At 63.8% G+C, this 23,098-nt stretch carries 18 protein-coding genes; 11 read left to right on the top strand and 7 right to left on the bottom strand.

Annotated features, from left to right (window positions below; genetic code table 11):
* Positions 1–15 precede the first annotated feature (15 nt).
* Complete coding sequence (locus BBJ41_RS23405) at positions 16–960, bottom strand: metallophosphoesterase family protein (RefSeq protein ID WP_069748657.1); 945 nt, start codon at positions 958–960, stop codon at positions 16–18.
* Between the two features lie 268 nt (positions 961–1,228).
* On the opposite strand from BBJ41_RS23405, the gene BBJ41_RS23395 reads away from it, so the two are divergent.
* From BBJ41_RS23395 to BBJ41_RS23385, 3 genes are all read left to right on the top strand, one after another.
* Positions 1,229–2,818, top strand: a complete 1,590-nt coding sequence (locus BBJ41_RS23395) for an inorganic phosphate transporter (RefSeq protein WP_069748655.1) — start codon at positions 1,229–1,231, stop codon at positions 2,816–2,818.
* A gap of 92 nt (positions 2,819–2,910) precedes the next feature.
* Positions 2,911–4,665 (top strand): ABC transporter permease, encoded by a 1,755-nt coding sequence (locus BBJ41_RS23390; protein WP_069748654.1) that lies wholly within the window; start codon positions 2,911–2,913, stop codon positions 4,663–4,665.
* An 11-nt stretch (positions 4,666–4,676) separates the two neighbouring features.
* The gene (locus BBJ41_RS23385; RefSeq protein ID WP_069748653.1) at positions 4,677–6,023 is read left to right on the top strand and encodes an ABC transporter ATP-binding protein; all 1,347 of its coding nucleotides are present in this window, start codon (positions 4,677–4,679) and stop codon (positions 6,021–6,023) included.
* A 49-nt stretch (positions 6,024–6,072) separates the two neighbouring features.
* On the opposite strand, the gene BBJ41_RS23380 is transcribed toward BBJ41_RS23385, so the two are convergent.
* The 6 genes from BBJ41_RS23380 to BBJ41_RS23355 are packed head-to-tail and all read right to left on the bottom strand — an operon-like array spanning position 6,073 to position 12,233.
* On the bottom strand, positions 6,073–7,191 hold the full coding sequence (locus BBJ41_RS23380) for a type VI secretion system protein TssA (protein ID WP_069748652.1): 1,119 nt from the start codon (positions 7,189–7,191) through the stop codon (positions 6,073–6,075).
* A 2-nt stretch (positions 7,192–7,193) separates the two neighbouring features.
* Positions 7,194–8,261 carry a type VI secretion system baseplate subunit TssG gene (tssG, locus tag BBJ41_RS23375; protein ID WP_069748651.1) on the bottom strand — a complete coding sequence of 356 codons (1,068 nt, stop codon included), beginning with the start codon at positions 8,259–8,261 and terminating at the stop codon, positions 7,194–7,196.
* Complete coding sequence (tssF, locus tag BBJ41_RS23370) at positions 8,261–10,150, bottom strand: type VI secretion system baseplate subunit TssF (RefSeq protein WP_069748650.1); 1,890 nt, start codon at positions 10,148–10,150, stop codon at positions 8,261–8,263. The genes tssG and tssF overlap by 1 nt, the downstream gene beginning before the upstream one ends.
* Positions 10,151–10,187: 37 nt before the next feature.
* The gene (gene tssE / locus BBJ41_RS23365; RefSeq protein ID WP_069748649.1) at positions 10,188–10,754 is read right to left on the bottom strand and encodes a type VI secretion system baseplate subunit TssE; all 567 of its coding nucleotides are present in this window, start codon (positions 10,752–10,754) and stop codon (positions 10,188–10,190) included.
* A complete protein-coding gene (locus BBJ41_RS23360; protein ID WP_069748648.1) occupies positions 10,747–11,598 on the bottom strand; it encodes a type VI secretion system accessory protein TagJ in 852 nt (283 codons plus the stop codon). The genes tssE and BBJ41_RS23360 overlap by 8 nt, the downstream gene beginning before the upstream one ends.
* Positions 11,595–12,233, bottom strand: coding sequence for a TagK domain-containing protein (locus BBJ41_RS23355; RefSeq protein WP_069748647.1), 639 nt, complete (start codon positions 12,231–12,233; stop codon positions 11,595–11,597). Before BBJ41_RS23355 ends, BBJ41_RS23360 begins: the two co-directional genes overlap by 4 nt.
* A gap of 536 nt (positions 12,234–12,769) precedes the next feature.
* Between BBJ41_RS23355 and tssH the strand changes: the two genes are divergently transcribed.
* The 8 genes from tssH to BBJ41_RS23320 all read left to right on the top strand — a co-directional run bounded on the left by tssH (position 12,770) and on the right by BBJ41_RS23320 (position 23,098).
* Positions 12,770–15,451, top strand: coding sequence for a type VI secretion system ATPase TssH (gene tssH / locus BBJ41_RS23350; RefSeq protein WP_069748646.1), 2,682 nt, complete (start codon positions 12,770–12,772; stop codon positions 15,449–15,451).
* 36 nt (positions 15,452–15,487) lie between these two features.
* Positions 15,488–16,027 (top strand): type VI secretion system contractile sheath small subunit, encoded by a 540-nt coding sequence (tssB, locus tag BBJ41_RS23345; RefSeq protein WP_069748645.1) that lies wholly within the window; start codon positions 15,488–15,490, stop codon positions 16,025–16,027.
* 27 nt (positions 16,028–16,054) lie between these two features.
* Positions 16,055–17,548 carry a type VI secretion system contractile sheath large subunit gene (tssC, locus tag BBJ41_RS23340; RefSeq protein ID WP_069750337.1) on the top strand — a complete coding sequence of 498 codons (1,494 nt, stop codon included), beginning with the start codon at positions 16,055–16,057 and terminating at the stop codon, positions 17,546–17,548.
* A gap of 93 nt (positions 17,549–17,641) precedes the next feature.
* A complete protein-coding gene (locus tag BBJ41_RS23335) occupies positions 17,642–18,127 on the top strand; it encodes an Hcp family type VI secretion system effector (RefSeq protein WP_069748644.1) in 486 nt (161 codons plus the stop codon).
* Between the two features lie 79 nt (positions 18,128–18,206).
* Positions 18,207–18,710 carry a type VI secretion system lipoprotein TssJ gene (gene tssJ, locus BBJ41_RS23330; protein WP_069748643.1) on the top strand — a complete coding sequence of 168 codons (504 nt, stop codon included), beginning with the start codon at positions 18,207–18,209 and terminating at the stop codon, positions 18,708–18,710.
* A 31-nt stretch (positions 18,711–18,741) separates the two neighbouring features.
* A complete protein-coding gene (tssK, locus tag BBJ41_RS23325; protein ID WP_069748642.1) occupies positions 18,742–20,088 on the top strand; it encodes a type VI secretion system baseplate subunit TssK in 1,347 nt (448 codons plus the stop codon).
* Positions 20,089–20,158: 70 nt separating this feature from the next.
* Positions 20,159–20,494: a hypothetical protein gene (locus BBJ41_RS40555; RefSeq protein WP_156814849.1), complete on the top strand. Its 336-nt coding sequence runs from the start codon at positions 20,159–20,161 to the stop codon at positions 20,492–20,494.
* A 72-nt stretch (positions 20,495–20,566) separates the two neighbouring features.
* A complete protein-coding gene (locus tag BBJ41_RS23320; protein ID WP_069748641.1) occupies positions 20,567–23,098 on the top strand; it encodes a type VI secretion system Vgr family protein in 2,532 nt (843 codons plus the stop codon).

Genomic DNA, 23,098 nt, shown 5'->3' with positions numbered 1-23,098 from the left:
CTCCTTGTGTATCGGTCAGGCCAGCGTGGCGTCATGCAGCGACGACGAGACCGGATGGCCGGCGAATTCGACGGTCGTCACGCCGAGCATCGCCGGCAGCCGGTCGTGCGGTACCGTGAGCGGCACGGGCCCCGGGCCGTTGCCGGCCGTCGGCTGCGGGAACGCGGTGGAGCGCGCGGTATGGAACGTGATGTTGCCCTCGACCTTCGACACGATCTGGTGGATGTGCCCGTTCAGCACCGTGACCGAGCCGAAGCGCCGCAGCAGCGCCATCGTCTGCGGCGCGTCGCCGGTTCCCCAGCCCCACGGCTCGTAGATGGTCCACATCGGCATGTGCGAGAACACGACGATCGGCGTGCTCGACGAGCGGCCCTTGAGATCCTGCGCGAGCCATGCGAGCTGGTCGTCGCCGAAGCTGCCGAGCCCGTTCGGCTTGAAATGCATCACGTTGACGAGGCCGATGAAGTGCACGCCCGCGTGATCGAAGCTGTAGTAGCCGCGATTGTCCGACGCCTTGCCGAACCGGCCGAAATATTCGGCGCCCGAACCGTCGGTGACGTCGTGCTCGCCGGGCACCGTGTGCAGTTCCGGCACGCGCAGCGCGGACAGCAGTTGCGACGCGTGGTCGAACTCCTCGGCTTTGGACAGGTGCGTGATGTCGCCGGTGTGGATGGCCAGCGCGGGCATCGACGGCATCCCGTTGACGAGGTCGATCGTCTGCCGCAGCGTGGCCGACACGTCGGGATTGGCTTCCTTGTTGAAGCCGATGTGCGTGTCGCTGATCTGCACGAACAGCGGTTTGCCGGCGTCGGCCGGGCGCGCGTCGCCGGTCTGCGCGAGCGCGAGGTCGAACGGCGTCAGGATGCCGCCCGACAGCGTAAACAGCGTGCCGAGCCCGCCGAAGGCCATGCACTGGAGGGCCTTGCGGCGCGACGGGCGGGTGGGATTCGATGAAGACATGGGAGCCTCGCAATCGTATGACGAAACCGGACGGCCGGATCGTCCTGGAAAAAACCGGCGCCTTCGTGTGCCATACCGGCGAAGCGGCGGTTTTATTCCCGCGAATATTCCCGCGCGTGACGAGGCCGGACACGAGCGCCCGCGGCCTGCGAGGCGATGAACGATGGTTGAAGGGCGACCTGTCAATGTCCTGTAAGTGACACGTCACATTTGCGTCATGACCGCCCGATAGCCTGCGACACCGAGTCACCTGTCCGGAGCCACCTTCATGCCGAATCTCGCGGCAACGGAAACCAGCGGTGCGGTCAGCCATCGCACGCGCACCATCAGCCTCGCGCTGTTTTTCCTGATCATTGCCTTCGGCATCGTCTATGTCGGGATTCATCTGAGCGCCGACCTCAGCCCGGTCAAGGAAAGCTCGATCCTCCCGTTCCTGCTGCTGATCGTCGCGCTGCTGATCGCGCTCGGCTTCGAGTTCGTGAACGGCTTTCACGACACCGCGAACGCGGTCGCGACCGTCATCTACACGCATTCGCTCGACCCGCATCTCGCGGTGGTCTGGTCGGGGCTCTGGAACCTGTTCGGCGTGCTCGTGTCGAGCGGCGCCGTCGCATTCGGCATCGTGCAGCTGCTGCCCGTCGAGCTGATCCTGCAGGTCGGCAGCGGCGCGGGCTTCGCGATGGTGTTCTCGCTGCTGATCGCGGCCGTCACGTGGAACCTCGCGACCTGGTATTTCGGGCTGCCGTCGTCGAGCTCGCACACGCTCGTCGGGTCGATCATCGGCGTCGGCCTGATGAACCAGATCGTCAGCGGCCCGTCGGGCACGAGCGGCGTCGACTGGAACCAGGCGCTCGGCGTCGGCAAGGCGCTGCTGTTCTCGCCGCTGATCGGCTTCGTGCTGTCCGCACTGGTGCTGCTGCTGCTGAAGGCGCTCGTGCGCGTGCCGGCGCTGTACCAGGAGCCGAAGGGCAACAAGCCGCCGCCGTTCTGGATCCGCCTGCTGCTGATTCTGACGTGCACCGGCGTGTCGTTCGCGCACGGCTCGAACGACGGGCAAAAGGGCATGGGCCTGATCATGCTGATCCTGATCGGCGTGATGCCGACCGCCTACGCGCTGAACAAGGCCGTGACACCCGACCAGACGAGCACGTTCGTCGCGGTCGCGCGCCACGCGTCGGCGACACTCGTCAAGTACGCCGACCCGGCCGCTCAGTCCGCCGACCCGCGCACCGACGTCGAGACGTACGTGCGCACGCACAAGCTGACGCCCGTGACGCTGCCCGCGCTGGGCAAGCTCACCGACACGATCGCCGACCAGGTCGCGCAGGCAGGCGGCATCTCGAGCGTGCCGCAGAACCTCGTCGACAACGTGCGCAACAACATGTACGTCGCGTCCGAGGCGATCCGCCTGATGGAGAAGGCGAAGGCGCCGGCGTTCTCGGTCGAGGACGCGAGCGCGCTCGACGCGTTCAAGAAGCAGATGGACCGCGCGACGAAATTCATCCCGACGTGGGTGAAGGTCGCGGTCGCGATCGCGCTCGGACTCGGCACGATGGTCGGCTGGAAGCGGATCGTCGTGACGGTCGGCGAGAAGATCGGCAAATCGCATCTCACGTACGGGCAGGGCGCGTCGGCCGAGGCCGTCGCGATGCTGACGATCGGCATGGCCGACGCATACGGGCTGCCGGTATCGACGACGCACGTGCTCGCGTCGGGCGTGGCCGGCACGATGACGGCGAGCGGCGCGGGCCTGCGCTGGGACACGGTGCGCAACCTCGTGCTCGCATGGGTGCTGACGCTGCCCGCGTCGATCGCGCTGTCGGCCGCGCTGTACTGGGCGCTGCACGGGCTTTTCTGATGCTCTTCTGATTCGCGCCGGGGGGCGCGACGCCCGGCCGCGCGGGATGCGGCCGGACCCATCGACTTTCAATTCGACACAAGACGCTACCGATGGATCTCAGTTTCTTCGACCCGAACCGCACCGCCAACGCGTCCGCGTGGCGCGTGCTCCCCAATCGCTGGGACGCCGTCGCGTTTCCGCTGATCATCGGCATACTCGCGATGGCGATCGTCGGTTTTCACCAGACGATGGCGCCGATCGGCGTGCTGCAGACGCAGAAGATCGCGCTCGATCCGTCGAACCTGCCCGAATACGCGTTGCGCACCACGCTGCGGATGCTCGCGGCGATGGTCGCGTCGCTCGCGTTTACGCTCGTCTACGGCACGCTCGCCGCGAAAAGCCGCCGCGCGGGCATGGTGCTGATTCCGATTCTCGACATCCTGCAGTCGGTGCCGGTGCTCGGTTATATCTCGTTTACGGTCACGTTCTTTCTCGCGCTGTTCCCGGGCCGCGTGCTCGGCGCAGAACTCGCGGCGATCTTCGCGATCTTCACGAGTCAGGCATGGAACATGACGTTCAGCTTCTACCAGTCGCTGCGCACGGTGCCGCGCGACCTGAGTGAAGTGTCGCGCGGCTTTCACCTGACGCCGTGGCAGCGCTTCTGGAAGCTCGAGGTGCCGTTCTCGATGCCGGGGCTGATCTGGAACATGATGATGTCGATGTCGGGCGGCTGGTTCTTCGTCGTCGCGTCGGAGGCGATCACCGTCGGCAACCAGACGATCACGCTGCCGGGGATCGGCGCGTATCTCGCGCAGGCGATTTCGGACAAGAACCTCGGCGCGGTCGGCTGGGTGATCGTCGCGATGTCGGTCGTGATCCTGGCCTATGACCAGCTCCTGTTCCGCCCGCTCGTCGCGTGGGCCGACAAGTTCCGGATGGAAAACACCGCATCCGGCGATGCGCCGCAGTCGTGGCTGCTCGACATGATGCGCCGCACGCACCTGATCCACCAGTTGCTGGTGCCGGCCGGCTGGCTGCTGTCGCAGGCCGCGCGGATTCCGCTGCGCCTGCCGCCGATGAAGGGCGCGCGGTCGCGCGGCGCGTCGGCGCGTCGCTCGTCGCGCATCGGCGACATCATCTGGGGCGCGTTCGTGATCCTGCTGACGGTGTACGTCGTGTGGCGCGTCGTCAGCTTCGTGTCGACCGGCGTGACGATGGGCGAAGTCGGCCACGTGCTCGTGCTCGGGCTCATCACGCTGCTGCGCGTGTTGGTGCTGATTGCGATCGCGTCGGTGATCTGGGTGCCGCTCGGCGTGCTGATCGGGCTGCGCCCGGCGCTGGCCGAGAAGATCCAGCCGCTCGCGCAGTTTCTCGCGGCGTTCCCGGCGAACCTGCTGTTCCCGGTGTTCGTGATCGTGATCGTCCACTTCCACCTGAACGCGGACATCTGGCTGTCGCCGCTGATCGTGCTCGGCACGCAGTGGTACATCCTGTTCAACGTGATCGCCGGCGCGATGTCCTATCCGAACGACTACAAGGAAGCCACCAAGAATTTCCGCATCCGTGGCTGGCAATGGTGGCGGCAGGCGATCCTGCCCGGCATCTTCCCGTACTACGTGACCGGCGCGATCACCGCATCGGGAGGCGCGTGGAACGCGAGCATCGTGTCCGAATTCGTGCAGTGGGGCGACACGAAGGTCGTCGCGCACGGCCTCGGCGCGTACATCGCGCAGACCACCGCCGCCGGCGATTTCCCGAAGATCATCCTCGGCATCGCCGTGATGTCCCTGTTCGTTACCCTGTTCAACCGTCTGCTGTGGCGTCCGATGTACGCCTATGCGGAATCCCGGCTCCGTCTCGATTGAGAGTAAGCGCGATGCAAAATTCGACCGTTATCAACGCCCCCGTCAAGACGTCCCAGCCGCCGCAGCCTCCGCGCCTCGGCGAAGAAATCCTGCGCGTCGAGCACGTGAATCGCGGCTTCAACAAGTCGCAAGGCGAACTGCTGGTGCTCGACGATGCGAACCTGTCGCTGCGCGAAGGCGAGATCGTCGGGCTGCTCGGCCGTTCCGGCTCGGGCAAGTCGACGCTGCTGCGCATCATCGCCGGCCTGATCGAGCCGACCGGCGGGGAAGTGACCTATCTCGGCAAGCCGCTGAACGGCCCGGCCGAAGGCGTCGCGATGGTGTTCCAGACCTTCGCGCTGTTTCCGTGGCTCACGGTGCTGCAGAACGTGGAAGCCGGCCTCGAAGCGCTTGGCGTCGGCGCGCGCGAGCGGCGCGAGCGTGCGCTCGCCGCGATCGACCTGATCGGTCTCGACGGTTTCGAGAACGCGTATCCGCGCGAGTTGTCGGGCGGCATGCGCCAGCGCGTGGGCTTTGCGCGCGCGCTCGTCGTCGATCCGACGATCCTGCTGATGGACGAGCCGTTCTCGGCGCTCGACGTGCTGACGGCCGAAACGCTGCGTACCGACTTGCTCGACTTGTGGACGCAAGGCCGGATGCCGATCAAGTCGGTGCTGATCGTCACGCACAACATCGAGGAAGCGGTGTTCATGTGCGACCGGATTCTCGTGCTGTCGTCGAACCCGGGCCGCGTGATCGCCGAGATCAAGGTGCCGTTCAAGCATCCGCGCAACCGGCTCGACACCGATTTCCGCAAGCTCGTCGACGACATCTACGCGAAGATGACCGCGCGTCAGACCAACGAGGCGACGAAGAAGGGGCTCGAGCTCGGCAGCTGGATGCCGCGCGTGTCGACCAACCTGATGGCCGGCCTGATCGAAACGCTCGCGATGGCGCCGTACCACGGCCGTGCCGACATGCCGGAAATCGCGCGCACGCTGCATCTGGAAGTCGACGAACTGTTCCCGATTGCTGAAGTGCTGCAGTACCTCGGTTTTGCGGACGTGCGGGAAGGGGATGTGTTCCTGACGCCGCCTGCGCGCGTGTTCGCGGAATTCGGTACGCAGGAACGCAAGCTGATGTTCGCGGATCACCTGCTGAAGCACGTGCCGCTCGCCGCGCGGATCAGGAAGGTACTGAACGAGCGGCCGGGCCACCGCGCGCCGCGCGTGCGCTTCGAGCAGGAGCTGGAGGATTTCCTGTCCGACGAGGCGGCCGAGGAAACGCTCGACGCGGTGATCGACTGGGGGCGGTACGGCGAAGTCTTCTCGTACAACGACAAGACCGAGGTGTTCAGTCTCGAGGATGTCGAGAGCTGATCGCCGCGTGCGCATTGCATCTCGTCGCGCAGGCCGTGGCGAGATGCAGTCATGAGCCGTCTGCCTCTTCCCACTGAGCGAGAAGCTCCGGCGGAATGGCCTTGACGACATCGACGTAGCGCTTTCCGACGAATTGTTCGGCGCGTTTAAGCAGCACCGGAATGGGGCTGCTCGGCTCGTTCGTCTCGAACCACCGGCGTGCCGCGCAAATCAACGTCAACGCTGCCCGCCGGTCCGCCGGCGCAAAGAGGGCGGGCGCAACAACGGGCGTCGAGTCTGGAGAAACCACCTGCTCGTCATCCGGACGTGCCCGCGATGCGGCCGGTTCGGCGAGTGCCGCCAACACCGGCGTATCGCATTCCTCGTGTGCGACTGCAGGCAAGGTGTCGGACCAGGTATCGACCCGCGGTTCGCTTGCTTGAAAGCGCCGGAGCAGGCGGATCAACGGGGAAAAATCCGGTAGATACGCGTCGAGGTGCGTCGCACACCACGTATCGATGGCGGAGAGATTCGAGATCGCGTCGTCGAAGGCTTTCATCGTCGACGGCTGCTGTTCGCGCAGGTTCTGCAACTGCAGCGTGACCGAATCGGGTGCGAGCGCATCGACCGGACGCGGATGCGCGAACGCACGCTCGACGTCGCGTACCTGCAGCCGCGTGGCGGTCGATCGTGTCAGGACGATTTCCCGCACGTCGGCCAGCAACCCTTCCGGATCCGATAGCGCCTGCAATGCGTTCATCCGCATCTCCAGCGCGGCATGACGATCGTTGTCGGCATCGGCCTGCGGATGCACCTGCTCCGGAAACGCCTGCAACCAGGCCGCCAGCAGCCCCGTTCCATCGGCAAGACCTGCCACACCGCCCAAGCGAGTGCGGCAGCGCGTATGCAGCACGGCGACGCGCATGTCCTTCGTTCGCGTCATCAGCCGCCAACAATCTCGTTCGATCTCGCTCCAGTTGAGCGGGTCGGGCGAATCGACGAATGCGCCGTATTGCACATCCCGCCTGGGTGCGGCGCCGGCAAACAGCACCACGAAATCATGGTCGTATTCGAGATCCGGGCCGCATGGTGCCGTATCACTCAACGGCGCGAACCAGTCCTCATGCGGCGTGTCCGCGACGGTCGCCCGGCCGGGCTTGTTTTGCGTGGAAGATGGTTTCTTGCTCATGGTCAATGCCCGGAGGCCGTATCGCGGCGATTGAAATGGCGTGCATGGCGTTCGGGCTCGAAGCGCATGCCGGTGATCGGCTTGTCGGATGCAGGACGGCCCAGCCAGCCGGACCAGCCCATCCGCTGCCGTCCGCCCATCATGGCCGGCGGCGCGCTTTCGGGTTTGATGCGAAGCTCGAGTTCCCATTCGAGCTCGTGACCGACGAATGCCCGCACCCACTCGACGAGTCGCGGCAGGTCTTCACCTTGCGGCGTGAAACGCAGGTACGCGTCGAGATCGACGGGACCGATCACGATGCGAAACCGGTGCTGGCGGTCCGGTGCGACGCGCCCGAGCACCGCGCCGCGGCCCATCGTCGCGGCGGCGCCCGGGTAGCCCATGCGCCCGCAGTCGGCCGGATCGATTTCGATCCAGTGAAAGACGTTTTCCTCGAGGGCGACCGGGACGCCGAAATAATGTTCTAGCGTGGTGCGCAGTCCGTCCGGATTGCGCGATTCGCGAACGAGATGGGCCGAGGTGGCAAGGCGCGCATGCGACGGAAGGGGGCGTCGGCTGATCTCGCCGATGTCCTGTCCGACAAGGCTGGCGACGTAGAACGAGAATTGCTCGTCGTGTTTCCGGTCGAGGCCTGCAGCCGCCTGCGCGGACGCCCACGCACGATAGAACAGGGTGAAGAACCGGTGGTGAAAAATGTCGAAGAAGTCGACCGTGGTCGTGTCGCGGCGGCCGCTTTCCCGATCCTTCGCGATTTCGGTCACGTGGATGGGGAGTGGGCCGTTGGGCCCCAGCATGCCGAGGCCGAACAGCCGCACCTTGAGTCGCCCGCCCGCCTCGTGCGCGCTCGCGATTTCGCGCGGCGCGAAGGCCAGACTCGGCTGCTGGCCCAGCCTGAACGGTTCGGCCTGCGGCCGGCGCGCGCTGCCGACCGGATCGATCGCGGGGTTCGCGCCGATTCGACGCAGCAACGACAGGAACCCGAAACGCCAGGGTTCGGCCTGCAGGGACTCGAGCAACTCGGGTGACAGCGCGTTGTCGAGCAGCAGCGCGGGGAGCGTGGCGCGCTTCATCACAGGGCTCCGCGCGTGCCGGTGCGTGCTGGCCAGCGCGCGATCCGGCCGCGTTGCATCGAGTGCAGCTCCGTCTGCGTGAAGCTGTTGATCGACACGTGCCGCGCAAGCCAATGTTCGAGGATCGTGCCGAAAAGATAGGGACTCACGCCCGAGAAGCCTGTCTCGTCGACCGTCAGTACGCATTCGATGCCGCGGCCGAAGGTCATCGGGCCGGCTCCCGGCAGCTTGCGCGTTACGGGGCGCGTTTTCGCGCCCACGAGGCTTTCGACTTGCCTGCATTGTCCGGCGTCGCTATCCACGAGATACAGGCGCAACAGGTCGCGCAGGCCTTGCCCGCCCTCCCGGTGATCGAGGGTTTCGAGCGGCAGATAGTTGAAGTTCAACTGGCGGATCAGGCGCCACGCCATTTCCCGCTCGGCATAAGGCGGCAACGGTGCGCTCGGCGGGCGGATCAGGCCGATGCTGTCGACCGGCGCGGACTGCGCCGTCTCCAGGTCGTGCACGCCGTTGCGTGGCACGAGCGTGGCGAGATCGCGGTTCGTCAACAGCGCCTCGACCGACAGGAAGCGGATGTTTTCGCCATACGGCGCCTCGGCCTGGTCGACGAGCGAGAGAAACACCTCCGTCCCCACGTATGGCGTGCGCGTCCCGTAGCGGCGCGCCGAATCGGACAGCAGGCGCCGCTCGCGCCGCATCGAAAAATAACGGCCGTGGTTGCCTTCATCGTTGTTCAGCGTCTGGTAGAGCGGCCGGAACTCGAGTTCGGAGGACGTTGCGGCGACCTGCCCATAGGCGGCGCTGACCGAGAACACCTCGTAGTCGAGCGGCGTGAGTCGAGCCGGAACCAGATGGAATTCGGTATCGCGCGGCGAGATCTCGACCCGGTCGGTATGCTTGCGGAACAGATTGATGACGGGCGTGCAGAAGAGCGCGAAACGCGACGCATCGACGAGATTGGCGAGTGGCCCGGGCGCCCGGTCAAGCAGGACGACGATCTCGACTTCCCGGCCGTTGACGCGCGAGAACCCTTCGGCAAGGCCGTTCAACGCGAAGAACCAGAACCGTGCGGGACAGGCAAAGTATTCGTGCAGCAGGTTGTGCCCGTGGAACTTGGCCCAGTTGAGCGGTAACAGGCTTTGATCGGTGCCCAGGCCTTCGTATTCGACCGCCCTGTCGGTGACGGCCGCGGGCGGACGGCCCGGCATGCCGAATTCGCCGGGCGCGCCGATCACGGAGGCGATGCCGCCCGCATGCAGCAATTCAAACAGATGCGACGCGACCTGTTCGTCACCTGCCAGATAGACCGGAAGCCGGTCGAGCCCTTTCAGGTCGACGATCCGCATGTTGCCGGTGGTCGCGAGCCTGATTCGCAACGCCCCGCGCACTCGCGTATCGGGCGGACAATAACGCTCCAGCGCCGGGATGTCCGGTGGAATGCCGGTCAGCCGCACGTCGGTGATCGCGAGCGGCCACAGTGTGACGTCCTGTCCGCTCGTGAACCGGCAGGCCGTGCGCTCGCCATCGGGAACCTGCGCGGTGAACGCGGTCCCGCGCGGAAGGCGATAGCCATCGACGAGGTTGCCTTCCGACTGCCCGGGATACAGGCGAGCGATCGAGATCGACGGGGTCGGCGCGACGTAGTTCGGGTAGATGACCTCGAGCAGTCGCTCCGTGAAGCGCGGAAATTCCGCATCGAGCTTGATCTGCATGCGCGCTGCCATGAAGCTGAACGATTCGATCAGGCGCTCGACGTAAGGGTCGGCCACTTCGCCGGCCTGCATGCCGAGCCGGCGCGCGATCTTCGGATGCGCACGTGCGAACTCGGCGGCGAGCTCGCGCATGTAAATGAGTTCCTGGTTGTAGTAATCGAGCAGTCGCGGGTCCATCGGAGAAGCCTCGTTGGGGTCGTGGTGTGCGCCGTGCTCAGCCGGCACGCATGCCCGTGATCCGGATTTCGCTCGTTTCGAGATCCAGCGAACTCTGCACCATGAATTCGAGCGGATACGGATCCATGTGGATCAGGCCGCGTACTTCGAAGGCGAGCACGTTGTGATGTTCGCCCGCGGAATCGGCATCGGCGTGGGTGCGGGGCGATACCACCAGTGAATCCGGAATCAGGCGCGGCTCGAAATCGCCGATGGCGCGACTGATCATGCATTCGACGTCATTCCACTGGCGTGATGCGATAAAGGTGCCTGCGAGCGGCGGCACGCCGAAATTCACGGTCGACGCAGCAGCTTGCGGATGGCAGGCGCGATCGATCCGGTCTTCGATGCTCGTCGTGTTGAGCAGATAGGCGAGATCGCGCTGCACGATGTCGCGCATCTGCTTGCGTGTGACCGTGTATTCCTCCGGGGCTTCGGTCTGTCGATGCGGTGCATCGTCGCGCAGGCGGTCGAGCAGCGTCGGCATCAGATGCGAGTTGGCTCGCCGCGGCGTACGTGTGGCCGGGGCATCGGCGCCCGGCTGGCGTTTTCGGCCTTCAGTCATGGGCTTGATTCGCGTTGATCGCAATTGGCGCGACGCGCGAGCCGAACTCGGCGTGCGCCAGTTCAAACAGGCTGAAGTCGCCCAGGTCTGTTGCCCATGTCTTCTGCCCGAGCGCGACGACACCGGTGCGGCCGATGTCGTGCCAGAGGGTCTTGCGTCCGAGACGCACGGCGTCGTTGCCGGTTTCCGAACCCGGGTACCGGGCCGGCATGAAGCCGTGGACGTCGCTGCCGTCGACGAGCGTGAGTGCGCAGGGTGCCCAGACCAGATCGACCGGTTGCGTCGGCTGCGACACGCGCCATGCCGCCAGGTCGGCGAACGGCACCCAGCGATAGTGTCCGGCCGTGATGAATTCGCAGACCGGGCCGAAGCGGGAATCGCTGTCGGCGATCCAGGCGGCATCCCCCTGCGGCGCGACGAGCGGAACGTTCGGTGCAGCCCGAAAGGCTGCGTCGCGGACGATGTCGGCCTGTTCGACCTGCTCGTCGGCAGCATGACGCATCGCATCCAGCAGGGCGTCGATCCAGGGCGGCGATGCAAGGACGGCGCCAGGGTGTTCGCGGCCCTCGACCACCTTTGCCCGCCACCGCTCGGCACGGATCAGGTCGCGATACATCTGTGCGGTTCGGCCCTGACTCGGTTCGAGCTTCGCCCAAACCTGCAGTTGCTGGATTGCGCGTGACCACTGGCCGACGATGCATAGCAGCTGGAACAGCGCCCAGCGATGGGGCGTGGTCGTCGGCTGCGAGCGAATGCGTGCCTCGATGCGCTCGATCTGGTCGGCGAGCGGGATGTTGCCCGCACGATGCGTGGCGGACGTAGTGATGGCGGTGAGCCTTGTCATGGCTGGTCCTTACGTAAGGACGCGGCCAGCGGGCTGTCCACGGACAGCGCATGGTGCTCGCGCCGGGTAAGCGGTGGCGGGACAGGGGTGCGGCGCGCGGACTCGGCATGAAATTCGCGTGGCGCGAAAAGTTGCAGGATCTCCGGAACGGATTCGCCATCGGTTACCGCTTCCGCGTGTCTGTCCAGATGACCGAATACCTCCTCGATCGTGCGATTGCCGGACAAGAACGTCTCGATCGAATCCGAATGCCCCTGGCTTTCATAGGCCGGGTGATCCGGTGAGATGGGGGGCGTGAGCGTGTCGTCCGCCGATGGAGCCCACGCCGAAGAGATCGGTGCGCCGGGGGCGGCGAGGGCGCGCCAGTACTGCGCATGGAGCGCATTGATCAGCGCATCGGTGTGGCCGGCTTCGTTGCGGACCGTGTCTGCTGCGGCATGCGGACGGGCAGCAGCATCTTCCCGTGCGCCGATACCAAGCAGGCCGAGCATGTCGTCGTCGGCGGTGTGCGCGGAACCGAAAGCGTCGCCCGGTTGCAACGTGTCGGTAACGGGCCGTGGACGTGCTTTCTCCGACGCGGGCGCGACGAGCGGCGTGTTCGATTGACGATGCCAGGGCAGGTGAAGGGAACGCATGGGTGGGTTCGGTGGCAGAAAGATCTGCAAATAAAGCGCGAGTATCGATGAATATTTCGTCTCAAAAAAGTGCTTGGGAAATAAAATGAAAAAATTGATTATGGGATGATTGTTAAAAATCGAAACGTTTAAATGAAGATGTGATTTTAGTAAAAGGATTTGTATCGTTTGTTGACGTTTTGCGGTTTTGATTTTCGCTTTTTATCTCGAAATGGCGGCGATTTGTAGGTGGCGTTTTTGGTGGGGTCCGTATGGATTGTTCATGATTGTTCGGTGGCTCAGGCATGGAGTTGATGTGATGGAATATGGGATTTGTCCTATATTTATTAATTGTTGTCGATGTGGTTGGTGCGTTGACGTGGTTATTGTTTCATGTTGATAATTCGGCTCCTGATTCGGATCAGGCCGTTTCCCGAATCGGAGAGGGAAGTGTGTTTCGAATGTTCGAGGTACCGTCTGGCATGAGGGCAATAAAGGAATCCTTATTGCCATGACGTGTGCATTCGCAACGCGCTAACGAACATAACAAGACCATCATGAACATTTCACGCCAGACTTTGTTCGGCAAGCTCGGGGTCGAGCTTTATCGGGGAATCGAGTCGGCGACGAGTTTCTGCAAGCTGCGCGGGAATCCGTTCGTCGAACTCGTCCATTGGCTGCATCAACTGCTCCAGCAGTCGGACGGTGACCTGCGGCGAATCGTGCGGCATGCGGATATCGATCGCGACGTGCTCGAGCGTGATCTTGCGCGGGCGCTGGCTGCGTTGCCGGCTGGCGCGAGTTCGATCAGCGATTTTTCCTGGCATATCGAAGCGGCCATCGAGCGTGGCTGGGTGCTGGCGACCCTCGGTCATGGCGATCGTCGCGTGCGTGGTGCATGGCTGGTCGCGGCACTTGTCTCGACACCTGAACTTCGGCGCGTGCTCCTCGCCATTTCTCCTGAATTCGGCAAGATCCCGGTGGAAGATCTTGGCGACGTGCTTCCTGCCTGGATCGACGGGTCACCGGAGGCAGCCGACGGGCCGTACGATCAAAGCGAACTCGCGCCGGCTTTGCCGGGCGAGGCATCCGGTGCAAAGCCGGGGCCGTCGAAGGGCAACGCGCTCGAGCAGTATTGCCTGGATCTCACCGCGCGGGCGCGTGCCGGCGAAATCGATCCCGTCATCGGCCGCGAACTCGAAATCCGCACCGTGATCGACGTGCTGCTGCGTCGCCGACAGAACAATCCGCTGGTCACCGGCGAGGCCGGGGTCGGCAAGACGGCCGTGGTGGAGGGGCTCGCGCGTGCGATCGCAGCGGGCAACGTGCCGCCGAATCTGGCCGACGTGAGGCTGTTGAGCCTCGATGTCGGCGCGCTGCTGGCGGGGGCCAGCATGAAGGGGGAATTCGAGGCTCGCCTGAAGGGTGTGCTCGAGGCCGCCGCACGATCGGCGACGCCCATCATCCTGTTCGTCGACGAAATCCATACGCTGATCGGCGCGGGCGGCCAAGCCGGTACCGGCGATGCCGCTAACCTCCTGAAACCGGCGCTCGCACGCGGCACGATCCGCACGATCGGCGCGACAACCTGGGCCGAATACAAGCGACATATCGAGAAGGATCCGGCGCTGACCCGGCGTTTCCAGGTGTTGCAGGTCGCAGAACCGTCCGAGGCGGCGGCGACCGACATGGTTCGCGGGCTCGTGCCGACGTTCTCGTCGCATCACGGCGTCGTCGTTCGCGATGAAGCGATCCGCGCCGCAGTGACGCTGTCCCATCGTTACATTCCGTCCCGTCAGTTGCCCGACAAGGCGATCAGCCTGCTCGACACCGCGTGTGCGCGCGTGGCGCTGTCGCAGCACGCGACGCCGCGCGAACTGGACGACGTGCGGCAGCGTCTGGCTGCAGCGCGCGCCGAAGAAATCCTGCTGGTGCAGGAGGCCCGTATCGGTCTCGATGCGGACAAGGCGTTGAATCGCGTGCATACGCGTATCGACGTGCTGGCGACGGAGGAAGCATCGCTCGCGGAGCGCTGGCGCGAACAGGCGCAGGCCGCCCAGGCATTGCTCGCCGGGCGCGAAGCCGCGATCGCAGACGCAGACGGTTCACCGGTATCGGTCGACACGCTGCGCGAACTCGAACGGACGCTGGCCGCGCTGCAGGGCGATGTACCGCTCGTCTTTCCCGAGGTCGACGCCGCCATCGTCGCCGAGATCGTTTCGGACTGGACCGGCATCCCGGTCGGTCGCATGGTCACCGACGAGATTGCCGCTGTGCGTCGCCTTCCGGAAACGCTTGAGACGCGCGTGATCGGGCAACGCGATGCACTGCATCTGATCGGCGAGCGCGTGCAGACCGCACGGTCGGGCCTGACCGATCCGAAGAAACCGCTGGGCGTGTTCCTGCTTGCCGGCCCTTCCGGCGTAGGCAAGACAGAGACCGCGCTGGCGCTTGCCGAGGCGCTCTACGGGGGCGAACAGAACCTGATCACGATCAACATGAGCGAGTATCAGGAAGCGCATACGGTGTCTGGCCTGAAAGGTGCACCGCCCGGCTATGTCGGCTACGGCGAGGGCGGTGTGCTGACCGAAGCGGTGCGCCGCCGTCCCTATGCGGTCGTGCTGCTCGACGAGATCGAGAAAGCGCATCGCGACGTGCACGAAATGTTCTTCCAGGTGTTCGACAAGGGCTACATGGAAGACGGCGACGGCCGCCATATCGATTTCCGCAATACCACCATCCTGTTGACGAGCAACGTCGGCGCCGACCTGAGCGCGGGCCTGTGCGCGGACCCGGCGCTGTCGCCGGATCTCGACGGGCTGCGGGACGCGCTTGCCCCGGAATTGCTGAAAGTATTTCCGGCGGCGTTCATGGGGCGTGTGACGGTGGTGCCGTACCGTCCGCTCGCCGACGACGCACTCACCCGCATCGTTCGCCTGCATCTGGATCGCGTCGTGAAACGCATGGCGGACAGCCACGACATTGCGCTTGCCTACGACGACACGGTCGTGAGCTACATCGTCGACCGTTGTCTGGTTCAGGAGACCGGTGCGCGCGTGCTCATCGGCTTCATCGAACAGCATGTGCTACCGCGCCTTTCCGCGCTATGGCTCGATGCGTTTGCATCGCGCGTGCCACTCGAGCGCATCTCGATCGGCGCGAGCGACGCCTCCACATCGCCCGCCGAAGCGCTGACGTTCGAGGCGACCCATTCTCATCTTGTCGAGCCACGCCGTTGAGCTCGACATCCGTCAACCACTGTCAGGAGACTGTTCATGTCCGCTAGCAGTTCGCAGAAGTTCATCGCGCGCAATCGTGCGCCGCGCGTGCAGATCGAATACGACGTCGAAGTGTATGGCTCGGAGAAGAAAATCGAGCTTCCGTTCGTGATGGGCGTGCTCGCCGACCTGTCCGGCAAGCATCCGGTCGAACCGCTGCCGGCGGTGTCGGACCGCCAGTTCCTGGAAATCGATATCGACAACTTCGACGAGCGCATGAAGGCGATCCGGCCGCGCGTCGCGTTTGCCGTGCCGAATACGCTGACGGGCGAAGGTCAGATGATGGTCGACATGACCTTCGAAAGCATGGAGGACTTCTCGCCGGCCGCGATCGCCGACAAGGTGGAGCCGCTGCGCCGCTTGCTCCAGGCGCGTACGCAACTGGCGAACCTGCAGACGTACATGGATGGCAAGTCGGGCGCGGAGGCGCTCGTCACTCAGTTGCTGCAGGACCCGGCACTGTTGAAGTCGCTGGCTGCGGCACCGCGGCCCGAGCGGCAAGAAGCCGGCGCGGCCGATCCGGGCGACGCGAGCTGACAGACAAACCGATCGAGGATGACCATCATGGCAAAACAGCAAGCACAGGCCGTCGAGGCCCAGGCGACCACCCAGTCCGATTTCACGCAGCTGCTCGAGCGGGAGTTCCGGCCGAAGACGGACCAGGCCCGCGCGGCGGTGGAACATGCGGTGCAGACGCTCGCGGAGCAGGCGCTCACGCAAACGATCACGATCAGCGACGACGCCTACAAGAGCATCGCGGCCATCATCGCGCAGATCGATCACAAGCTTTCCGAGCAGATCAACCTGATCCTGCATCACGACGACTACCAGGCGCTCGAATCCGCATGGCGCGGCCTGAACCATCTCGTGTCGAACACAGAGACGGACGAGCACCTGAAGATCCGCGTGATGGACGTCTCGAAGACCGAACTGCATCGCACGATGCGCCGCTACAAGGGGCTGGCGTGGGACCAGAGCCCGCTCTTCAAGCAGATCTACGAGCAGGAGTACGGCCAACTCGGCGGCGAGCCGTACGGGTGCATTGTGGCCGACTACTACTTCGACCACACGCCGCCGGACGTCGACCTGCTCGGTTCGATCGCGAAGGTGTCGGCCGCTGCGCACACGCCGTTCGTGACCGGTGCGGCCCCGTCGGTGCTGCAGATGGAGTCCTGGCAGGAACTGGCCAACCCGCGCGACCTGACGAAGATCTTCACGCAGAACCTCGAATACACGGCGTGGAATTCGCTGCGCAATACCGAGGATGCGCGCTACGTCGGCCTCGCGATGCCGCGCTTCCTCGCGCGCCTGCCGTACGGCGCGAAGACCAATCCGGTCGACGAATTCGATTTCGAGGAAGACACGAACGGCTCGAATCACAGTCGCTATGGCTGGGCCAACGCGGCATACGCGATGGGCGTCAACATCAACCGCTCGTTCAAGCAGTACGGCTGGTGTTCGCTGATCCGCGGCGTCGAATCCGGCGGCACGGTCGAGAACCTGCCGTGCCATACGTTCCCGACGGACGACGGCGGGATCGACATGAAGTGCCCGACCGAGATCGCGATTTCGGATCGTCGCGAGGCCGAACTGTCGAAGAACGGCTTCATTCCGCTCGTGCATCGCAAGAACACCGATCATGCGACCTTCATCGGCGCCCAGTCGCTGCAGAAGCCGGCCGAGTATCACGACCCCGACGCAACCGCCAACGCGAACCTGTCGGCGCGCCTGCCGTACCTGTTCGCCTGCTCGCGCTTCGCGCATTACCTGAAGTGCATCGTGCGCGACAAGATCGGCGCGTTCAAGGAGCGCGAGGACATGCAGCGCTGGCTCAACGAATGGATCATGCACTACGTCGACGCTGATCCGGCGAACTCGTCGCAGGACACGAAGGCACGCCGGCCGCTCGCGGCGGCTGAGGTGCTCGTCGAGGACGTGGAAGGCAATCCCGGCTACTACCAGGCGAAGTTCTTCCTGCGCCCGCATTTCCAGCTCGAAGGATTGACCGTTTCGCTGCGGCTCGTGACGAAGCTGCCGTCGATCAAGGAAGCCGCTTAACCATCCGGCAGGTCCCGCAGGGCCGAACATGAGGATGCTTCGGCAGACGATGATCGGCCCGATTCCAATCGTTTAATAACAGGAGTACTACGCATGGCACAGGACATTTTTCTGAAGATCGATGGCATCAACGGCGAATCGCTCGACGACAAGCACAAGGACGAGATCGAGATCCTGAACTGGGATTGGGAAATCCTGCAGGAATCGACGATGCATTCGGGTAGCGGCGGCGGTGCGGGCAAGGCGACGGTGAAGGACCTCACGTTCGAACACAACATCGATCGTGCAAGCCCGAACCTGATGAAGTACGCGCTGACGGGCAAGCACATCGACCAGGCGGTGCTTGTGATGCGCAAGGCCGGCGGCAATCCGCTCGAGTACCTGAAGCTCACGATGAGCGACGTGATCGTCACGCGCGTGAAGCCGTCGGGCAGCAAGGCCGGCGAGGAGAAGAGCCGCGAGACGGTGTCGCTGTCGTTCTCGAAGGTCAAGCAGGAGTATGTCGTGCAGAACGCGCAGGGCGGCAGCGGTGGCGCCGTCACGGCGAGCTTCGACATCAAGGGCAACAAGGAAGCGTAAGCGTGGTGCGCCGCGCGCGACAGAGCATGTGTGTTCTCCGCGCGCGGCGTATTTCGCGGTTCATCGAGGTGAATTCTGCATGCGTTCGATTCTGACTGCCGCTTTGTGCGCTGCCGTCGTGCTGCTTTCGGCCTGCGCGAGCGGCGAACCGAAGCCGAAAGAACCGATTCGGCTCGAACTGGCCGTCAAAGCGGCATCCGACGTCAATCCGGACGATCGCGGGCGGCCGGCGCCGATCGTGGTGCGCCTCTACGAGCTGAAGAGCGACAACGCATTCGAGGCGACGGATTTCTTCACGTTGGAGAAACAGGAGAAGACGGTGCTGGCCGACGACGTCGTCAAGCGCGACGAGTTCCAGTTGCGGCCCGGCGAGCATCGGAAAGTCGTCCGGCGCCCTGATCCGGAAACGACCGCCATCGGCGTGATCGCGGCCTATCGTGACCTGCCGAACGCGGTGTGGCGGTCGGTCTACACGCTGCCCGCAGCGCGCGACAAGGCGTGGTACCGATTTTTCACGCCGAAGCTGAAATTGACTGTCGGTCTCGAGGCCAAGGCCGTGAGGATCGAGGAAACGAAGAAATGAAACACGTCGCGCAACGAAACGGACGATACGTATGAGCTGGTACGCCAAGGTCGCCTGGCAGGAGGGGTTGTTTTTCAGGCCACAACTGTTCCAGCAACAGGAACGCTACTTCGAGAAGTACGCGCACATGCGCGCGGCGCCGCTGTCGCCGTTTTTCTTCGGCTTCGTGCATTACGGGCTCGATCTGGAGTCGCTCGCGCTCGGGAAGGTGGTCGTCAAGTCGGCCGCCGGCGTGTTCGCTGACGGCACGCCGTTCGATGCGCCGGGCAATACGCCGTTGCCGCCGCCGTTGACGATCCGGCCCGAGCACGTCGATCAGGTGATCTATCTGGCGGTGCCCGTGCGCTTGCCGAACTGCGAGGAAACGACGTTCGAGAACACGGCGGATTCGATGGCGCGCTACCAGGTGTTCGATACCGAGCTGCGCGATTCTAATTCGATCGGGCTGGCGCCCGAGTCCGTCCAGCTGTCGAACCTGCGGCTGCGCCTGGTGCCCGAGAAGGAGCTGGGCAGTGCATGGATCGGTCTTGCGCTCACGAGCGTGAAGACCATCCGCGCAGACGGCAGCATTGAACTGGACGACACGCTCGTGCCGCCTGTGTCGGGCTATGGCGTGAGCGATCTGCTGACGAGCTGGGTCACGAAAATCCACGATCTCGCTCACCTGCGCGCGAATGCGCTGTCGCAGCGGCTGGCCGGTACCGACGACACAACCGCGAGTGCGGCGACGGTCACGGATTACTTGCTGTTGCAGATCCTCAACCGGTATCAGCCGTTGCTGCAGCACATGCTGCGCGTGCCGACCACATCGCCAGCCGATGTGTACACGCTGCTGATCGCGATGGCGGGGGAATTGTCGACCCATCTGCGCACGGACACGCGCCGTCCGCTCGACACGCATCCACCTTATCGGCACACGACGCCGCATCTTTGCCTGAAGCCGGTGGTCGACGATACGCATCGGCTGCTCAATGCCGTGCTGGTACGGAGTGCGCAGAGCATCGCGCTCGAGGATCAGGGGCACGGCATGCGCAATGCAGTGGTCGATCCGGGGGATATGCAGGGCTTTGCTGCGCTGGTGCTGGCCGTGCATGCGGCGATGCCGCCCGATGTGCTGCGGCAGCAGTTTCTCGCGCAGGCGAAGGCGGGGCCATCGGAGAAGCTGCCGAGTCTGGTGCGCAGTCACTTGCCGGGTATCGGCCTGCAGGCACTTCCGGTGCCGCCGCGGCAGATTCCGTTCAATGCGGGATACATCTATTACGAGCTGACGCAGGGCGGGGCGCTGTGGGAGGAGGTGGTGCGTCACGGCGGGATTGCATTACATGTGGCGGGGGACTTTCCGTCGTTGAAGCTTGAGCTTTGGGGGGTACGCGCGTAGGAGCGATGGTCGAGAAGGAGCTGGATAGCGAAGTGATTCAATTTCAGGATTTGATTGACTCGAATTTGATATGAAAAATATAACTGAACGTGCACCCGAACCATCTCGAAAAAACCCTGTGCTTCGTGGTTTTGGTCTTGCCTGGCTGATTTTGATCGCGGGGTATTGGGCGGTTACATCTATCGATCCGATGCGTAACTTGTTTTGGCGCGGATATTTTTTTCTAGTGCCGCCGGTTGTCGCAGCCTTGGTTGCCGTTGCATTTATTGTGCGCGGAGATAAAGACTTTGCCGGCGGAATATTTGCCGGCCTTGTCTCTATGCTGTGCGTGATTGTTGCGTTGGTGATTTTTTTAATCAATAGTTTATTTGGTAACTCCTATCCCCTTGTTAACGGTTGGAAATAGGACGGGGTAGGCGTTATAGGTTGAACGTATTGTGGATGATCAGTGACTCGATCGATTCAAAGGGGCATCGGAATGGCTTTGTTTGACGCACCACGGACGCTGTCGGTTTCCGGCGCGGCCTTGCCGATGTACGGTGGTCAGTCGATCCTGACGCCGGTGAAGCTCGCTGGCGGCGAGACGATTGGCGAGTTGTTCGAGTACGTCCTGGAGCTGAAGACGCCGGACGCACTCGGGTTTTCGCAGAGCATCGCGGCGAATGTCGATCTCGACGCGCTGATCGGCACCGAAGTGACCGTATCGATTCAGCTCGAAGGCAGGGGACATTTCATTCCAGGTCTCGCCGGCGCTGCCGGAATGGCCAATATCGGCGCCGGCTCGCGCGAAATCACCGGTGTTGTCAGCCATGCGACGATCGTCCGTGAGGACGGTCGCTCGATCGTCTATGCCCTTACGCTGCGACCGTGGCTCTGGCATGCGACCAAGAATTGCGACTGTCGCATTTTCCAGGATATGTCCGTGGTCGAGATCACGGATGCCGTGCTGTCGGTTTATCCGTTCCCGATCGACAAGCGACTGACGACTCCCCGGCCGAACAAGATATGGCCCAAGCGGGACATTCAGCGCCAGCACTTCGAAAGCGATTGGACATTCCTGCAGCGTTTGTGGGAAGAGTGGGGCATCTACTACTTCTTCGAACATGACGAAGGCAAGCATCGACTCGTGCTTTGCGATTCGATGGGGGCGCTCAAACCGCTCGGCGATGCCTATGCCGAGCTTCGCTACGAACCGCCGACCAGTCGACGGATCGACGAGGAACACATTCACGATTTTTCGGTGTCCCATGCGCTGACCACGGGCGCGGTGACGGCTGTCGACTACGACTATACGTTGCCGCGGGCGAATTTGACCGTGACGCGCGAAGACCCTCGCGAAATGGGGCTCGCTCATCAGGAGCGCTATTCGTGGGGAGATTACGCACAGCCGCAAGCAGGTGCGGCCGGACTCTCCGGCGCTCACAACGAACCGCGCACGGAGGCGGAATATCTGACGCTGGTGCAGATGCAGGCCTGGCGGTGCCAGGGATTGAGAGCCCACGGCAAGGGCAACTTGCGTGGCATGGTCACCGGGCAGACATTCGTGCTGTCGCACTACCCGCAGATCGCGGCGAATCGCGAATATGCGGTGATTGCCTGCAGGCTTGCGATCGAGGAGATCGGCGAAGCGTCAGGGGCCGGCCAGCAGTATCGCTGCGAAGCGGATTTCACGGTGCAACCGACCCATGAACCGTTTCGGCTAACGCGCACGATTGCGAAGCCGCGCATGACCGGCGTCGAGTATGCCGTCGTGACGTGCCCCGAGGGGCAGGAAATCTGGACCGACGCATACGGCCGGGTGAAGCTGCAGTTCCTATGGGACCGGTTGGGCAAGAACGACGAGCGTTCCAGCTGTTGGGTGCGCGTTGCCGGTGCGTGGCACGGCGATCAGTTCGGGGGTGTTTTTCTTCCGCGCCGGGGGCATGAGGTCGAGGTCGCTTTCGTCAATGGTGATCCGGATTTGCCGATCGTCGTGGGCAGCGCGGTGAATGCATTCAACATGCCGCCGTTCGCGCTGCCGGAGAACCAGACACTCGCCGGTTATCGAAGCAAGGAGGTCGGTGCCCGGCGGGCGAATACGCTGGCTTTTGATGATACGAACGGAAAGATCCAGGCGCATCTGTCGAGCGATGAAGGTTGCTCGCAGTTGAATCTGGGGTACATCACGCGTATTGCGGGGAATGCCGGGCGGCAGGATGAGCGTGGTCGTGGGGCGGAGTTGCGGACGGACGGCCACGGCGTGTTTCGTGCGGGGCAGGGCATGCTGCTTACGACGGAAGCACGTCCCAATGCGCAGGCGCATTTGACCGACATGGATGAAACGACTGCCCGGTTGGAAGAAGCCGCGCGTTGGCAGTCGACGATTGCTCAACTGGCGCAACAGGCCACGGCGCAGGACGCGAACGCCCATCAGGAAGAAGTCGCCGCGATGCTGGCCAGACAGAACGCCGCCATACGCGGGCCGCAAAGCCGCGCCGACGACGGTTTTTACGAGCTGGGTGCGCCGCACGTCGTCATTGCTGGCGCCGCCGGTATCCAGACTACGACTCCCGCGACAACGCATATCGCGAGCGGTCAGCACGTTGCGCTGACGAGCGGGGCGCATATCGCGGCATCGGCGAGCGGTAGCGTCCTCGTCAGCGCTCAGGACACGGTGCGTCATTTTGCAGCGCATGGAGGCATGAAATCCGTCGCGGCGGATGGCGATATCGACATTCACGCACTGCAGAAGGCGATCAATCTGCTGGCCCTCCTCGAGGTCAACGTCACCAGCGACACGATCCATATCAAGGCGAAAAAGAAGCTGGTTCTGAACGGTGGCGGGAGCTATATCGAGCTTGAGCAGGGCAGCATCAAAAGTGGCACCAGCGGTGTCTGGCTGGCACATGCAGCCACCCATTATTTTCCTAAACCTGACGAAGTTTCCGTCGAGCTTCACGTTCCCAAGGTGTGCATCGAGTGTCTGCTGAAAGCCGCGAAGAGCGGTGCATCGGTTGTGCCGCGGCTTTGA

Source organism: Burkholderia stabilis (genome assembly GCF_001742165.1).
GTDB classification, from domain to species: domain Bacteria; phylum Pseudomonadota; class Gammaproteobacteria; order Burkholderiales; family Burkholderiaceae; genus Burkholderia; species Burkholderia stabilis.
The sequence above is the reverse complement of the archived record's forward strand: the minus strand, read 5'-3'. Positions and strand labels throughout refer to the sequence as shown.

Bases quoted from the DNA above. Each gene is read 5' to 3' on its own strand.
- BBJ41_RS23405 (WP_069748657.1), bottom strand. From the start codon at position 960: ATGTCTTCATCGAATCCCACCCGCCCGTCGCGCCGCAAGGCCCTCCAG.
- BBJ41_RS23395 (WP_069748655.1), top strand. From the start codon at position 1,229: ATGCCGAATCTCGCGGCAACGGAAACCAGCGGTGCGGTCAGCCATCGC.
- BBJ41_RS23390 (WP_069748654.1), top strand. From the start codon at position 2,911: ATGGATCTCAGTTTCTTCGACCCGAACCGCACCGCCAACGCGTCCGCG.
- BBJ41_RS23385 (WP_069748653.1), top strand. From the start codon at position 4,677: ATGCAAAATTCGACCGTTATCAACGCCCCCGTCAAGACGTCCCAGCCG.
- BBJ41_RS23380 (WP_069748652.1), bottom strand. From the start codon at position 7,191: ATGAGCAAGAAACCATCTTCCACGCAAAACAAGCCCGGCCGGGCGACC.
- tssG (WP_069748651.1), bottom strand. From the start codon at position 8,261: ATGAAGCGCGCCACGCTCCCCGCGCTGCTGCTCGACAACGCGCTGTCA.
- tssF (WP_069748650.1), bottom strand. From the start codon at position 10,150: ATGGACCCGCGACTGCTCGATTACTACAACCAGGAACTCATTTACATG.
- tssE (WP_069748649.1), bottom strand. From the start codon at position 10,754: ATGACTGAAGGCCGAAAACGCCAGCCGGGCGCCGATGCCCCGGCCACA.
- BBJ41_RS23360 (WP_069748648.1), bottom strand. From the start codon at position 11,598: ATGACAAGGCTCACCGCCATCACTACGTCCGCCACGCATCGTGCGGGC.
- BBJ41_RS23355 (WP_069748647.1), bottom strand. From the start codon at position 12,233: ATGCGTTCCCTTCACCTGCCCTGGCATCGTCAATCGAACACGCCGCTC.
- tssH (WP_069748646.1), top strand. From the start codon at position 12,770: ATGAACATTTCACGCCAGACTTTGTTCGGCAAGCTCGGGGTCGAGCTT.
- tssB (WP_069748645.1), top strand. From the start codon at position 15,488: ATGTCCGCTAGCAGTTCGCAGAAGTTCATCGCGCGCAATCGTGCGCCG.
- tssC (WP_069750337.1), top strand. From the start codon at position 16,055: ATGGCAAAACAGCAAGCACAGGCCGTCGAGGCCCAGGCGACCACCCAG.
- BBJ41_RS23335 (WP_069748644.1), top strand. From the start codon at position 17,642: ATGGCACAGGACATTTTTCTGAAGATCGATGGCATCAACGGCGAATCG.
- tssJ (WP_069748643.1), top strand. From the start codon at position 18,207: ATGCGTTCGATTCTGACTGCCGCTTTGTGCGCTGCCGTCGTGCTGCTT.
- tssK (WP_069748642.1), top strand. From the start codon at position 18,742: ATGAGCTGGTACGCCAAGGTCGCCTGGCAGGAGGGGTTGTTTTTCAGG.
- BBJ41_RS40555 (WP_156814849.1), top strand. From the start codon at position 20,159: ATGAAAAATATAACTGAACGTGCACCCGAACCATCTCGAAAAAACCCT.
- BBJ41_RS23320 (WP_069748641.1), top strand. From the start codon at position 20,567: ATGGCTTTGTTTGACGCACCACGGACGCTGTCGGTTTCCGGCGCGGCC.